Source organism: Alteraurantiacibacter aquimixticola, from assembly GCF_004965515.1.
GTDB lineage: Bacteria > Pseudomonadota > Alphaproteobacteria > Sphingomonadales > Sphingomonadaceae > Alteraurantiacibacter > Alteraurantiacibacter aquimixticola.
In genome coordinates this window covers 63,710-78,670 of the sequence record NZ_SSHH01000001.1, presented here as the reverse complement: position 1 = coordinate 78,670, position 14,961 = coordinate 63,710, and the positions used below count along the sequence as shown (strand labels likewise).

At 64.1% G+C, this 14,961-nt stretch carries 7 protein-coding genes; 3 read left to right on the top strand and 4 right to left on the bottom strand.

What is annotated here, in order from left to right:
• Positions 1-6: 6 nt before the first annotated feature.
• The 3 genes from E5222_RS00305 to E5222_RS00295 form a co-directional block, all read right to left on the bottom strand.
• Positions 7-1,038, bottom strand: a complete 1,032-nt coding sequence (locus E5222_RS00305) for a cupin-like domain-containing protein (protein ID WP_136691490.1) — start codon at positions 1,036-1,038, stop codon at positions 7-9.
• Positions 1,035-1,757 (bottom strand): SapC family protein, encoded by a 723-nt coding sequence (locus E5222_RS00300; protein ID WP_136691489.1) that lies wholly within the window; start codon positions 1,755-1,757, stop codon positions 1,035-1,037. The genes E5222_RS00305 and E5222_RS00300 overlap by 4 nt, the downstream gene beginning before the upstream one ends.
• A 137-nt stretch (positions 1,758-1,894) precedes the next feature.
• On the bottom strand, positions 1,895-5,029 hold the full coding sequence (locus tag E5222_RS00295) for a TonB-dependent receptor (protein ID WP_246021483.1): 3,135 nt from the start codon (positions 5,027-5,029) through the stop codon (positions 1,895-1,897).
• 329 nt (positions 5,030-5,358) lie between these two features.
• Here E5222_RS00295 and E5222_RS00290 point away from each other — a divergent pair, with 329 nt between their 5' ends.
• From E5222_RS00290 to E5222_RS00280, 3 genes are read left to right on the top strand one after another with little or no spacing between them, the layout of a single operon-like run.
• Entirely contained in the window at positions 5,359-7,773 is a 2,415-nt protein-coding gene (locus tag E5222_RS00290; RefSeq protein WP_136691487.1) for a glycoside hydrolase family 3 N-terminal domain-containing protein, read from the top strand.
• Positions 7,770-10,187: a glycoside hydrolase family 3 N-terminal domain-containing protein gene (locus E5222_RS00285; protein WP_246021482.1), complete on the top strand. Its 2,418-nt coding sequence runs from the start codon at positions 7,770-7,772 to the stop codon at positions 10,185-10,187. Before E5222_RS00290 ends, E5222_RS00285 begins: the two co-directional genes overlap by 4 nt.
• The gene (locus E5222_RS00280) at positions 10,184-11,347 is read left to right on the top strand and encodes an endo-1,4-beta-xylanase (RefSeq protein WP_246021481.1); all 1,164 of its coding nucleotides are present in this window, start codon (positions 10,184-10,186) and stop codon (positions 11,345-11,347) included. The genes E5222_RS00285 and E5222_RS00280 overlap by 4 nt, the downstream gene beginning before the upstream one ends.
• A 177-nt stretch (positions 11,348-11,524) precedes the next feature.
• Here the strand turns inward: E5222_RS00280 and E5222_RS00275 are convergent, their stop codons facing one another.
• Positions 11,525-14,791 carry a TonB-dependent receptor gene (locus E5222_RS00275; RefSeq protein WP_425456235.1) on the bottom strand — a complete coding sequence of 1,089 codons (3,267 nt, stop codon included), beginning with the start codon at positions 14,789-14,791 and terminating at the stop codon, positions 11,525-11,527.
• Positions 14,792-14,961 lie beyond the last annotated feature (170 nt).

The following is a 14,961-nucleotide window of genomic DNA, read 5'->3' as shown; positions in this document are numbered from 1 at the left end:
GAGCCTCTAGCGATTGAGCCGCTTCATGACCTGCGCGCGCAATCGCCGCGCCGCCATCTCGTCCACCGGGCCGAGCGGCCCGCGTGCATTTTCCGGCAAATGAGCGCCTGCCTCGGCGCCGTCACCGAAGATGTAATAGTCGAAGATCTCGCGCCACGCGGCCTTCTCCCCTTCCGGCCTGGCGCGCAGGCTGAGGAGGGCATGGAGCAGCGTCGTCTGCGGCGTGTCGATGAAGGCGGGGACCGGGTTCCACCAGTAATTCGCCATCATGTTGAAAGGTGCAAGCGCATCGACCTGGTGCCACCACATGGCCGGGTAATAGAGCACGTCGCCGGGCTGCAACTCCGCCACGATCGCCGCTTCCATCGCCTCGGCAAAGCGCGGGAAGCGCTCGAGGTCCGGCTCGCGCAGATCGACCATAGTGACCACCTGCCCGCCGGGTGTCGGCTCCAGCGGGCCGGGATAGAGATTGGCGATCTGGTCGGGCGGGAAGAGGGTGAAGCGCCGCTCCCCCACAAGGCAGCAGGCAAGGTTGTGCGAGATATCGTAATGCGCCGCCGCCGTGGTGCGATTGCCGATCCAGATGCTGGCGAGCACCGGCTTGTGCGCGAAGTCCGGGTGATCGAGCGCAAGGTCGTTCGCCTCGCGGAAACCGGGCAGGAAATGGTCGATATCGGTCGAGCCGACATAGACCGCCGGTGCCTCTCCATCGGCAACGCTGGCGAGCAGTCCGTCGAGAATTTCGCTTAGAGGCGCGCGGCCGGAGGTGAAATTGAAGCCCGAAACGTCCGCATTGTAATGGAAGCGGCCGTTGATTTCGGACGGGCCGGTGAAGACGGTCACGGGCGCTTCATTGGAAAAACCGCACAGATATTCCGCCGCCTGTTCCGCGCCTTCGCGGCCCGCCCGCACGACGGGCCAGTTGGCAGCGAGGCCTTCGAGCACCACCGGTTCCTGGCGTTCGAACAGTTCGGCAAAGGGAATGGCGGCGGGATCGACCCCGCCTATCCGGTGAGCCTTTGTACCCCAGCCGCTCATGCGTCCCCGGCAGCGGCGAGGCGGGCGCCCTTGCGGTCCACCAGCCGCTGGAGGTTGCCGAGCGATGCGGCGATGAGGAAAGCCGACTGCAGGAAGCCGGACTTGTTCAGCGCAGCCAGGTCCTCGCCACCCAGCGCCGCCAGCCGCTCGCGGTCGATCGTCACCGCATCGGATATCGCATAGGCCTTGTCCGGCCCTACGCGCAGTTGCAGGTTGAAGGGGCGCAGCAATCCCGCGGCTTCGAACGCCTCCACCATCGGATCGAGCAGTCCGTTGCCGACATAGATCGCGCGCAGCACGCCCAGCATCTTCTCCAGCACCGGCGCATTGCCGCCATGCTCCAGGAAGATCGGTTCGCCTTCGCTTTTCGAGACGCGCGGATGATCGGGGTCGATCATGATCTGCGGATCGCCTTGCCCACCTCCGGGTGCGGCGATCGAGAAAGGGCCGCGCTGCAACAGGGCCGGCACATTCTCGCACAGCCAGCCACCATCGGGGCCGAGGAACAGGTTCTCGTCGCGATCAAGACCCAGCAGCGCCACGGGCCTGAGCTTCCCCTCGCCATCCTTGCGCAGGACGATCGGGAATTCGCGCTGGACCTGTTCGAATTCGGTCGGGAAGACCATCACCTGGTTCACGCTGTCACCAAACTCGCTCCCCCCGCGCGTGATGATGCGCAGGTCGTGATGGTCGACATTGTTGAGCAGGACGCTGGTCATGGGTTCCTGGATAAAGCTTGCTTGATGGCGCTGGCGGCGATCCTGCCGCCAAACGCCGCCTGCCGCAACGAACAAGGGGGAGGGGTTCCCGGCTGGGCACCCCTCCCCCGCTGTTTCGGGCGTGGAGCCGTGCCTCGTCAGAAGCGGTAGCGGGCACCCACGAAGACGCGCGGCTTCAGCTCCTGGGCGAAGAACAGCTGGTTCTCGTCACGCCCATAGGAACGGAGCGGTTCGGAGAGGATGTTCACCGCTTCCAGCGAGAAGGCCAGGTTCTCGTTGAAATCGTAGCTGACGCTCGCATCCAGGGTCCCGAAAGGTTCGAAGAACACCGGGTTGCGGCTGCCGCCACGGTTCACGCCGGACAGGAACTTGTCGCGCCAGTTATACGCCACACGCGCCGAGATCCCGCCATTCTCATAGATACCGGTGATGTTGAAGCTGTCGGACAGGCCGACCAGCGCGAACACATCGGTACCCGGGTCGGACAGCACATCGACATCGACATCGCCATAGACCTTGGTGAACGAACCCGACACGCCGAAGCCGGTGGTGCCGAGGAAGTACTGGCCCTGCAATTCGAAGCCGTGGATGTTGCCCGAACGGTTGTTGATCGGCGTCGACACCTGGAAGTTGAACAGCGGATCGGAGTCGTTGGCGATCACGTCATATTCGCCCAGAACGGTATCGACGAAGGTCTGGTCGAGCTGCCCGTTGGGCTGCAGGTTCGCTTCGAACTCCGCCTGTGCCGCGGCAACGTCGCCGCCATTGGCGTCGATCAGCGCGGTCATGGTGAACAGGCTCACATCGCTGAGCACCGCGCCAAGGTCGTTGATCACGTCGAGCGCATCGCCCGAACGCGAACCTGCGGCCCCGGTGCTGGGATCGCGCAGGCCGAACAGGTTCTGTTCCACCTGGCCCACGCCCACGAAGTTGGACACGTCCTTCACGAAGAAGGCGGCCGACACGAAGCTGGTGGGTGCGAAATACCATTCGAGCGAGACGTCGAAGTTTTCCGACACCAGCGGCTGCAGGCTGGGGTTGCCCTGCGTACCGGCCGCCACGCCGCCAAGCGCGGTCGGACGGTCGGGACCGTTGGCCGACTGCGAGGCGAACAAATTGCCATAGTCGGGGCGCGCCAGCGTCTTCGAGTAGGAGACGCGTGCCACGACGTCATCGACCGGCTCGATACGGAAGTCGATCGAGGGCAGCAGTTTGTTGTATTCGCCCGTACGGACGATCTCACCCACATCGGCGCTGACCACGCGGGTGAAGTCGTTATCCGAGTCCCACTCGATCCGCTCGGGGATCGCCACGCGCGAGAAGGCCGTGGTCTTGGTGTTTTCCCAGCGCACGCCGGCAACCACCTGCACCGGACGACCAGCCAGGTCACCATCCCAGTTGAGCTGGGCATAGGCGGAGAGGATTTCCTCGCCGACCTCGTCATACTCGTTGCCGGTGACGTTGTTGGGATTGCCGAGACCTGCGTAATAGGGCTCGAAGATCTCGAACAGTTCCACCGCATTGCCGCGGAAGGCCACTTCGGCATCGGTGATGTCGTACTTGTCGAACTGGCACGACAGGCAGAACTCCTCGATCAGGTCGCCTGCCAGCGCCTGGACATCGCCGACATTGTTGATGCCCCAGTCGCCCAGCGTCTGCTGCGTCTGCGTGCGGGCGCTGGTCATGTTGGAGTCGATGTAGCTGCCGCCAACGGCGAAGCTGCTATTGCCATCGAATTCCCACACCAGGCCGGCGCTGAACTGGTCGACACGGTGGCGCTGGCGCGACGCGTTGGTGCGCTGCACCTGCGTGCCGAGGTCACCGATATCGAGCACGCCATTATTGTTGCCGCGATCGTCGGCCGTGCCGAGGATCCCGTCGGTACCCGCACCGCCATCATTGAGCGTCCACAGCTGGTTGGGCACGTCGCCGGAGAAGTCCACCGAGTGCGCATCGACCACCGGCGCACCCATGCCGAACAGCGTCGAGCTGGCGCCATTGGCGGCATTCGGCGTGGAGTTCGAGATCGAGTGGTTACCGTCCAGCATCAGGAAGAAGCCGCTGCCGATTTCCCATTCGGCGTTGAGGCCATAGGACTGCAGCTCGGTTTCGGTCGCACGGAACTGCTGTTCGAAGCCGATATCCTTCGTCCCGAAGCCCGATCCTTCGGAAATGAAGACCGAAGTCGGCACCGCGTCGCTGGTATCGAAAGTGATCGTGTCGAAGGGACGGTTGAACCAGTTGGTCTGGTCCGAACGCTGTTCCTGCTGCTGGTTGTTCACATACATCGCATCGGCAGTGAAGGTCAGCGTCTCGATCGGGCGGAACTGCATCGTACCGGCAAGGTTGATGCGCTCGCGCTCGAATTCGGAGAAGTGGTAACGGCTGTCATTCGGCACCGCCACCAGCTGGTCCGGGCCTGGCGCGCCGGTCACAACGGTGTCGTCACCCTGCCCCGGGAAGCTGGAGAAAGGCGCGATGTTCCACGCATTGGACGTGGCCGAAGCCGCCGTGCTCTGGCGTTCCTGGTACGCACCGAACAGCGAAATGCCGAAGGTGTCGTCGAGGTCCGACCAGCTGAGAATGCCGGAGACTTCCGGATCGATGTGGAAACCGTCATTGCTGAGGTCATAGAGCGCCTTGGCGCCCACGCTGCCGCGGAAGCCCGTCTCGGCCGAATCCAGCGGGCGCTGGGTGACGATATTGATCGCCGCACCGATGCCGCCCGAAGGGATCGAGGCGCGGCCGGTCTTGTAGACCTCCAGCCGCTGCACGCCTTCCGACGCAAGGTTGTTGAAGTCGAAGGAACGGCCGGTAGCGCGGCTGAAGTCGACATTCTGGTCGCCGCCGACCGAATCGACGAAAGTAGTGGCGATCTGGCGGCCGTTCACGGTCACCAGGTTGAAGGCCGGGCCGAAACCACGCACCGTCACCTGCGAACCTTCACCGTTCACGCGGCTGATCGTCACGCCGGGAATGCGCTGCAGCGATTCGGCGAGGTTGGTATCGGGGAACTTGCCGATATCTTCCGACGAAACGGCATCGACGACGCCGAAAGCCTCGCGCTTGAGATCCATCGCCTGCTCAAGGCTGGCGCGCACGCCGGTGACGATGATGGTGTCGGCCTCGGCGGCCTCACCGGCTTCCTGCGCGAAGGCTGCAGGAGCCGCGACTCCCAGCGCCAAGGCGGAAACGCCTGCGGACAACGCAGCGCGACCGATACGGCCCGATGCGCCACTGCGGCAGGCACGGCTATAGCTTGAATGCTTCACGACAACTCCCCTCCTCATACGGCATTTGCTGCCGGTTTTCCGTTATTTTCCGGACCCTTTTGGCCGGTTTATTGGTTTCGCGCGTCATGATAGCGCTACCATTCCTGAATAGTTATCACGATGCGGCTTGCAGTCAACTGCAAAAAGACAAGGGGTTTCCTTTACGTGAGAAACTACATCGCCAATGTTAGCGGTGACATTCGAGCCACTCCAAACCTCGCCCGCAAATTGCCGCAAGACCATTGACAAGATTGGCACCGGGAATATTGGTAGCGCTAACAGAGGTCGCCGCGGACGAACCGCGGGACGAATGGGAGAGGGGAATTTCCATGCGCCACCTGCTGCGTGCCAGCCTTGTTGCTTCCGCCGGAATCATGGCGCTGGCAGGGCCGATGTCCAGCCAGCTCGCTGCACAGGAACCGGTTGTCGAAGTGACCCGGCCGATGGCCGATGCGCCCTATTGGGATGCCTCGCTGCCTACCGAACAGCGCGTGGCCGACCTGCTCGCCCGCATGACGCTGGAAGAAAAGGTCGCGCAGATCATCACCATCTGGGACGGCAAGGCCGATATCCAGGCGGATGACTTCACTTTCAGCCCGGCAGAGGCGAGCGCCAACTACCCGCAAGGCATCGGCCAGGTCGCCCGCCCTTCCGACACCAGCGGCCCTGCCAGCCCGCGCACCACGCCGCGCCGGAGCATCGAGGATTCGGTGCAGTACGTGCTCGACGCACAGCGCTGGGCGATGGAGGAAACGCGCCTCGGCATCCCGATCCTGTTCCATGAAGAATCGCTGCATGGCTTCGCAGCAAAGGATGCCACCAGCTTCCCGCAGTCGATCGGACTTGCTTCCACCTGGGATCCGGACCTTGTGCGCGAGGTCAACGACCTCATCGCCGCCGAGGTCCGCGCGCGCGGCGTGCACTCCGTCCTCTCCCCCGTGGTGGACGTCGCGCGCGACCCGCGCTGGGGCCGGATCGAGGAGACCTTCGGCGAGGACCCGTTCCTTGTCGGAGAGATGGGCGTCGCCTCGGTCGAGGGGCTGACCGGCCTTGGCACTGACCGCACGCTTCGCGACGGGCAGGTGATGGCCACGCTCAAGCACATGACCGGCCACGGCCAGCCCGAAAGCGGCACCAATGTCGGCCCGGCACAGATTTCGGAGCGCACGCTGCGCGAGATGTTCTTCCCGCCCTTCGAACAGGTGGTGCGCCGCACCGCCATCGATGCGGTGATGGCGAGCTATAACGAGATCGACGGCATCCCCAGCCATTCGAACAGCTGGCTACTCAACGATGTGCTGCGCGGCGAATGGGGTTTCCGCGGCGCGGTCGTTTCCGACTATTACGCGATCGAGGACCTGGCCCGGCTCCACCAGATCGTGCCCGACTACAAGGCCGCCGCCGAGCTGGCGCTGCAATCGGGCGTGGACGTGGACCTGCCGCAAGGCGCAGGCTTCGAGCACCTCGTCGAGAGCGTCCAGGATGGCAGCGTGTCGATGGCCGATGTCGATCGCGCGGTCACCCGCTTCCTGACCATGAAGTTCAATGCCGGCCTGTTCGACGATCCCTGGCCGGACCTTGCCCTGTCGCTGACCTCCAACGGCCCGGAAGGCGTGGCACTAGCGCTGGAAGCAGCCGAGGATTCGCTCGTCCTGCTCAAGAATGACGGCGTTCTGCCGCTATCGCTTCCCGATGCGGGCGCGGCCGACCGGCCGACCATCGCGGTGATCGGCCCCAATGCCGACGTCGCTCGCCTTGGCGGCTATTATGGCGAACCGCGCGCTTCGATCACCCCGCTCGAAGGCATCCGCACCCTCGTCGGCGACCGCGCCGACGTGGTCTATAGCTGGGGCGTCGAGATCACGCAGGGCGATGACGACTGGTGGGAAGACGAGGTCATCCTCGGCGATCCCGCCGAGAACCGCCGCCGCATTGCCGAAGCGGTCGAGGTCGCGCGCGATGCCGACACGATCCTGCTTTTCATCGGCGATACCGAGAAGACCAGCCGCGAGGGCTGGGCCACCGGCCACCTCGGCGATTCCACCCAGCTCGACCTTGTCGGCGAACAGAACGAGCTGTTCCTCGCGCTGAAGGAGCTGGGCAAGCCGATCGTCGCGGTGCTCGTCAATGGCCGCCCGCCCAGCTACCCGACCGTGGCCGAGGGCGCCGATGCGATCCTCGAGACATGGTATGCGGGAGAGCAGCAGGGCACGGCGATTGCCAATACGCTGTTCGGCTTCAACAACCCGGGCGGCAAGCTGCCGGTGACGGTGGCGCGAGAAGTGGGGCAGGTGCCCGTCTTCTACAATTACAAGCCCAGCGCACGGCGCGGCTACCTGTTTGCAGAGGTCAGCCCGCTCTATCCCTTCGGCTGGGGCCTTTCCTACACGACGTTCGACTTCGGCACGCCGACGCTCAGCGCCGACACGATCGTGCCCGGCCAGGGTGTGACCGTGCGCGTCCCGCTGACCAATAGCGGCGACATGGCGGGCGACGAGGTGGTGCAGGTCTATCTGCGGGACGAGATCAGCAGCGTCACCCGCCCGGTGAAGGAACTGGTCGGCTTCCAGCGCGTGAGCCTTGAACCCGGCGAAAGCACCACGGTCGATATCGCCATCCGCCCGGACAGCTTCGCGCTGTGGAACCGCGGGATGGAACGCGTGGTGGAACCCGGTGAGTTCACCATCATGGTCGGCCCGAATTCCGAGGAGCTGACCCCGGTCACGCTGACGGTGGCGCAATGACCATGGAGACCTCTGGGACCGCGCTCAACACCAGCCGCCGCGGGATGCTGCGGCTTCTGGCAGGCGGCAGCATGTCCGCCCTCGCCATCGCCTGCGTCTCGCCCGACCTGCCTGCCGCCGGGGAACCACTCTACAAGAATGCCGCCGCGCCCATCCCGGCGCGCGTGGCCGACCTGATGGCGCGCATGACGCTGGCCGAAAAGGTCCAGCAGATCCGCACCGCTTGGCAGGGCAAGGCGGACATGATCGACGAGCTGGAGTTCAAACCGGCCAAGGCCAGCGCGGCCTTCCCTGAAGGGATCGGCCATGTCACCCGGCCTTCGGACAAGCGCGGCGTTCCCGGCATCACCGGCGCTGCTGGCGGGTCCGCCGCGCGCTGGCGCACGCCGCAGCAGACGGTCGAATTCATCAACGCGCTGCAGCGCTGGGCGCTGGAGGATACGCGCCTCGGCATTCCCGTCCTCGTCCACGAGGAATCGCTGCATGGCTATATGGCCACCGAAGCGACCATGTTCCCGCAGGCCATCGCGCTCTCCGGCACGTTCGACACCGACCTGATGCATCGCGTGCAGTCGGTGATCGCGCGCGAAGTGCGCTCGCGCGGCGTGCATTACGTGCTCTCCCCCGTGGTCGACACGGTGCGCGATCCGCGCTGGGGCCGGATCGAGGAGACCTGGGGCGAATGTCCCTATGTCTGCGCCGAAATGGGCGTCGCCGCGGTGGAGGGCCTGCAGGGTCCGGGCAAGTTCGAGCGGCTGGGACCAGACAAGGTCTTCGCCACGCTCAAGCATATGACCGGCCACGGCCAGCCCGAGGCGGGCAACAATATCAGCCCCGCGCAAATCTCCGAACGCGAGCTGCGCGAGGACTTCTTCACCCCGTTCCGTGAAATCGTCGAGCGCACCAGCGTGGGCGCCATCATGCCCAGCTATAACGAGATCGACGGCATCCCAAGCCACGCCAATACCTGGCTGCTGGGCGATGTGCTACGCGGCGAATGGGGCTTCAACGGAATCATCGCCAGCGATTACGGCGGCGTGCATGAGCTCTTCACCCTGCACAAGGTGGCCGAGAGCCTGGAGGACGCCGCGCACCAGTCGCTGCTGGCGGGCGTCGACAGCGAGCTGCCCGAAGGCATGGCCTTCGCCACGCTGCAGGACGCGGTCGAGGCCGGCCGCATCCCGGTCGAACTGATCGACCGCGCCTGCGCGCGCATGCTGACCTTCAAGTTCCGCGCCGGCCTGTTCGAAAACCCCTATGGCGATTGGGACAAGGCGCGCGAAATCACCGGCAATGCCGAGGCGCGCGCGCTGGCGCTGGAAGCCGCGCGCAAGAGCATGTGCCTGCTCACCAACAAGGACGGTGCGCTGCCGCTCAACGAAGCGAGCATGGGCCGCGTCGCGGTGATCGGCCCCAACCACGCGATTGCGCGGCTGGGCGGCTATTCCTCCGTCCCCAAGCAGACGATCAACCTGATCGAAGGCTTGCGGCAGGTTGCACCCAGTGCCGATTTTGTAACGGCGCAAGGCGTCTTCATCACGACCAGCGAGGATCGCTCGCAGGATCTCATCTATCTCGCCCCGCGCGACCGCAACCTCGAACTGATCGAGGAAGCGGTCAGGGTCGCACGCGGGGCGGATACCATCGTGCTCGCCATCGGCGATACCGAGCAGACCAGCCGCGAGGGCTTTGCCCGCAACCACCTGGGCGATCGCACCGATATCGATATCGTCGGCGAGCAGAACGCGCTGGTCGATGCGCTGGCGGCGCTGGGCAAACCGCTCATCGTCTGCGCCATCAATGGCCGTCCGCCCAGCTGGCCCAATGTGGTCGAGAAGGCCGATGCCGTGCTCGAATGCTGGTATCCCGGGCAGGAAGGCGGCGTCGCCATGGCGGAAACGCTGCTGGGGCACAACAATCCCGGCGCCAAGCTGCCCGTCAGCGTGGTGCGCAATGAGGGCCAGGTGCCGCTCTTCTACAACCGCAAGCCGAGTTCGCGGCGCGGCTACCTGTTCGACGATGCGGGGCCGCTGTTCGCCTTCGGGCACGGCCTCTCATACACCAGCTTTGCCATCTCCGCCCCGCGCGTGGGCAAGGCGCGCTTCGGCACGGATGAGGAGATCCCGGTCACGGTCGAGGTCGCCAATACCGGCAGCATGGCAGGCGACGAGGTCGTGCAACTCTACATCACCCGGACCGAGGTTTCGGTGACGCGGCCGGTGCTGGAGCTGAAGGGCTTCCGGCGCGTGTCGCTGCAGCCGGGTGAGCGCACCTCCGTGTCCTTCACCATCACTCCGCGCCAGCTCTCCTTCTGGAACCGCGCAATGGAGGAAGTGAACGAGCCCGGCCCGGTCACCCTGTCCGCGGGCAATAGCAGCGCATCGCTGCAGACAACGGAGATCACGATCGCATGACCCTTCGCAACGCCCTGCCCATGTCGCGCCGAGGGGCGCTGGCCAGCCTCGCTTCGCTGCCGCTGATCGGTTGCGGCGGTGTCAGCCTGTCTGGCGAAGACGCCGCATCGGATAGCCTCAACACCGCGGCGCAAAAGAGCGGGCGGCGCTGGGGCAGCGCGATCCGCTGGAGCAATGACACCAGCGGCGGCGCGATCCAGAACCCGCAATATACCGCGGTCGTGAACGCCGAATGCGGCATCGTGGTGCCCGAAAACGAGATGAAGTGGCAGTTCACGCGCCCCGAGGTCGATGTCTACGACTTCGAGCGGATGGACGCGATCGCCACCTGGGCCATGGCCAACGGGCAGGCGCTCCGCGGCCACACGCTGCTGTGGCACCGCCCGCAATGGTTCCCCGACTGGCTCAACAATTACGATTACGGCGCCAACCCGGTGCAGGAGGCAGAACGCATCCTCGTGGACCATATCCGCACCGTGACCGACCGCTATCGCGGCCAGATCACCAGCTATGACGTGGTCAACGAAGCCATCGATCACGATACCGATGGAACGCTGGAAACCAGCATGAGCCGCGCGATGGGCAGCCCCGAGGCGGTGCTCGACCTCGCCTTCCACACAGCGCGCGAGCAGCTGCCCGATGGCGAGCTGGTCTATAATGATTACATGAGCTGGGAGCCCGACCACGCCGATCACTGCAATGCGGTGCTGCGCCTGCTCGAAGGTTTCCGCAATCGCGGCGTGCCGGTCGATACGCTGGGCATCCAGTCGCATATCGAGATCTACTCGATCGACCCCGCTTCCGGCGTCGGCCCCTATCGCGAAGCCGAATGGCGCGCCTTCCTGAACGAGGCGGTGGGCATGGGCTACAAGCTGATGATCACCGAGTTCGACGTGAAGGACAAGGCGCTCACCAGCGACATTGCCGAACGCGACGCCAAGATTGCCGACTACACGCGTCGTTATTTCGACGTGATGCTCGAATATGGCGAGCTGACCGACATCCTCGCCTGGGGCATGGTGGACCAGTTCAACTGGCTACAGGGCTTCGCCCCGCGCGACGACGGTATGGAGGTGCGCGGCACGCCCTATTCAAGCGAGTACCAGAGGAAGCCGATGCGCGACGCGATCGCCACCGCGCTGGAAGAGGCCGCCGCCTGACGCGGCCCTGACAGGTTCCTTACAGGCAATCCTCCCCGATTGCCGGAAAGGCCGGCGATACTGCCGGCCTTTTCTTTGCGCGTTTTCCTGCTGATGTCAGGCCGGTCCGCGCGGATTGCAGGCACAAAAAAGGGCCGCCGAGGGAGACCGGCGGCCCTTTCATTGTCGGCCAGGAGCTTAGAACTGGCCGCGGATGATGAAGGAAAACCTTCGGTCATTCATGAAGTAGGAACGCGGCGCGAGATCGTCCGGATCGCCGGTATAGGCCTGCAGCGTGCGCGTTACCTCGTTGAGGAGGTTCACGCCCTGCACACCCACACGCACATTGCCCGGAAGATCGAAGATCTCCGATGCGTTGATGAAGATCGATGCGTCGAGCTGTCCCGTATCGTCATTGAAGATCGAGTAATACGGGAAGATCACGTCCGATGCCGTCAGCAGGAAGCGCGAGCGCCAGTTATAGGCGGCGCGCATCGACAGCGGTCCGCGCTCATAGAACACGGTCGCATTGATATTGTGCTTCGACAGCTGCTCCAGCGGCAAATTGCCCGGCGGAATGGTGGAATCGTTCGGCACGTTCCCGCCATTCAGGAAGGCGTTGGGCAGGCCCGAACTGTCGATATAGGTGTAGTTCGCCGAAGCACCCAGACCGCTCAGCAGGCCCGGCAGGAAGTCATAGGTCTGCTGATAGGCGACCTCGAAGCCCTTCACCGTGCCCGTGCCGTCGAAGTTGGCGGGGCCGCGTACGGTCACCTCGCGCGTGGCGCCGGAACCGTTCGCAATCGTGTCCTGCCGCACCTCCTGGAAGAAGAAGTTATTGATCTTCTTGTAGAAGCCATTGAGCGTCAGCGAGCCGACCGTGTCGAAATACCACTCCACGCTGGCATCGAACTGCCATGCCGTGGCAGGCAGCAGGGTCGGTTCACCAGCAGTACCGGTGAAGTTGCCCGACGTATCGATGCTCGAGACGAAGTAGTTGCGGATATAGCCGTTATCCGGCCGCGTCAGCACCTTGGAACCGGCGAGGCGCAGGATGATGTCGTCCGTCAGCCCGAACCGCACGTTCATGCTCGGCAGGAAGTAATCATAGTCGTGCTCGATCACCGACGGCGTGAAGCTGCCATCCACGAAGTCCTGCAGCTCCTCGTAAGCGGCCTGGCCGACATTGCAGATGCCGCCCGGCGACGCGGTGCCGCCACCGGCTTCCGCCGGAATCTCCAGCTCCTCGCAACGTTCGGCAAAGGGCAGGTCGATACCCAGATCGCCCTGCGCGCCGGGACCGCGCGAGCTGGAGGACACAACCCGCGTCCGCACCCAGCGCAGCCCGATATTGCCCGACACCCGCAGGCCATCCGTATATTCCGGCGTGCCGAAACGCAGCATGCCATACAGCGCCAGATCGTTCTGGCCGACCTGCTGCACATCGGATGGGAGATAGTGCGTGCCGGCAATGGCGCCCTCACGCTGTGCCAGCGGCAGCCAGTCGGTGCCATTTCCGCCGAGTTCGCTGGCATAGAAGCCCTGAATCGACTGGAAATAGGCGACCGACTCGTCGTAACCGTCGATCAGGTCTCCGCTATAGTAGAAGGCACCCGGAGGCGGCGGCACATCACCGCGCCAGAAGTTGTCGAACTCATAGCGTTCCTGCTGGCCGTCACCGGCCGTATCCGCAAAGTTGACCGGGCGGGCGCCCGACCATGTTTCGGACAGCATGCCCCAGTTATAGGTCGAATAGCGAACCGTCTGGTCGCGATCCTGGTAGCGGATGCCGCCCTTCACGCTGCGGATGAAGGATTCGTCGCCGAATTCATATTCGAGATCGGTGCGGATGGCGAACTGGTCACCCGTGCTTTCTTCCGCATGATCCATCGCCGCGCGCCAGAACTGGAAGCGCGGATCGGTGAAATATTCCGCCTCGGTCGCATTGGTCAGCGCATCGCTGGCGCCGGACCAAGTATAGCCGAGGAATTGCGGCTTGTGCGGGATGATGACCGGCGCATCGCCGGAAATGTCGAGTTCCTGATCGGCGAAGTTCGAACCGAAGACGCTGAAGTCCAGGTTCTCCTTGCGCGACGTGGCATAATGCAGGTCCATGCCCAGATGCAGGCGATTGGTCAGCTGGCTGTCCAGGTTCAGGCTGTAATCATTGTTGGTGATTTCATCGTGCACCTGGCGACGTGCGAGCGAGAACTGCGAACCGCCGATCGGGAAATACGCCTCATCACCCGGCGCGCCACGCCAGCCATTGCTGGCATCGACGATATAGCCTGACTGGAACAGGCCATTGCCGTCATAGAGGTAATCGGTGAACTCACCCACCGGACATTGCGCGCGCGGCGGGGTCTCATCGTCGGGATCGATCACGCCGTTGCTGTCGACCACGTTCGGACCCGCACCGTTCTGCAGGCAGCCGATCGGATAGGTCGAGTATTCCGACAAATCGGGCGCGGTTTCATAGGTGTGCTCACCCCACGCATTGGTGGAGTGCGAGCGGATGAATTCGGCGGTAATCGTCGTGCCGCCATCCAGCGTCTCATACTGGGCGGAGACGGCGATACCGTCACGCTTGCGGTTGTAATCCTGCGTGCGGAATTGGCCGCCGACGGGAGCCACGCGGTAGTCCGCATAGTCGGCGAAGCCATCGGCACCCGCCGTGCCGAAATCGCCGCACAGCGCATTGCCGACCGGCAGGGTGAAATTGTCCTCTCCCGAAGGCAGGGGATTGCGGCAGATCTGGCGGTCACCGGTATTCGCGGCATCGACCAGCTGGCCGTCGCGCGTCTGGTAATTGGCAATCTGCAAGCCATCGGCACGGCTGCGGATCTGCGAATAGGAACCGGAAACCAGCAGGCCGAACGTACCGGCACCGGTTTCCCAGGTGTTGCTGATCAGGCCCGAGAAGGTCGGGGTCCATTCCTTGGCGAAGTCGCCGTAGTTCGCCTCGGCGCTGAAGCCCAGGCGCAGGCCGTGCTGGTCGAGCGGCTTGCGCGTGTTGAGATTGACAGTGCCGGCAAGGCCGCCTTCGATCATGTCTGCCGTGGCATTCTTGCTGACGATCACCGAGCCGAGCAGTTCGGACGGCACATCGGCGAAATTAAGCGCCTGCCCGCTAACACCGGCTGCGAAAGCGGTGCGGCCGTTGAATTCGGAGCGAACGAAGTTGAGGCCGCGAATGACCACGCCCGAACCTTCGACCGAGAAGTGATCGGGGTCGTTCGAACCGGCAAAGCGGTTGATGGCGATACCCGGAACGCGCTGCAGCGCCTCGGTCACCGAACGGTCTGGCAGGGCGCCGATATCCTCTGCGGTGATGGCGTCCACCACCGTATCCGAATCGCGTTTGATGTTCTGCGCCGATGCCAGCGACTGGCGGATGCCGGTAACGAGGATCGTATCCTCGTCGACAGCCTCATCGCTTTCCTGCGCCATGGCAGCGCCCGACATGAGCATTCCGCCCAGCGCCATCATCGAGGCACTGGTGCGCAATGCACCGCGAATCATTCGAAAACTGGCGATTCCATTGTCGCCACGAAGCACATTGGCTTTCGTCACCCGACGTCCCCTCCCCATGTTAGCGCTACCAATTAATGGTATGGCGCTTTTCTTTTGATTGA

What these genes read in the sequence shown, in the direction of transcription:
- E5222_RS00290 (WP_136691487.1), top strand. Translation starts at nt 5,359, where the DNA reads ATGCGCCACCTGCTGCGTGCCAGCCTTGTTGCTTCCGCCGGAATCATG.
- E5222_RS00275 (WP_425456235.1), bottom strand. Translation starts at nt 14,791, where the DNA reads ATGTCGGGCGCTGCCATGGCGCAGGAAAGCGATGAGGCTGTCGACGAG.
- E5222_RS00280 (WP_246021481.1), top strand. Translation starts at nt 10,184, where the DNA reads ATGACCCTTCGCAACGCCCTGCCCATGTCGCGCCGAGGGGCGCTGGCC.
- E5222_RS00305 (WP_136691490.1), bottom strand. Translation starts at nt 1,038, where the DNA reads ATGAGCGGCTGGGGTACAAAGGCTCACCGGATAGGCGGGGTCGATCCC.
- E5222_RS00285 (WP_246021482.1), top strand. Translation starts at nt 7,770, where the DNA reads ATGACCATGGAGACCTCTGGGACCGCGCTCAACACCAGCCGCCGCGGG.
- E5222_RS00300 (WP_136691489.1), bottom strand. Translation starts at nt 1,757, where the DNA reads ATGACCAGCGTCCTGCTCAACAATGTCGACCATCACGACCTGCGCATC.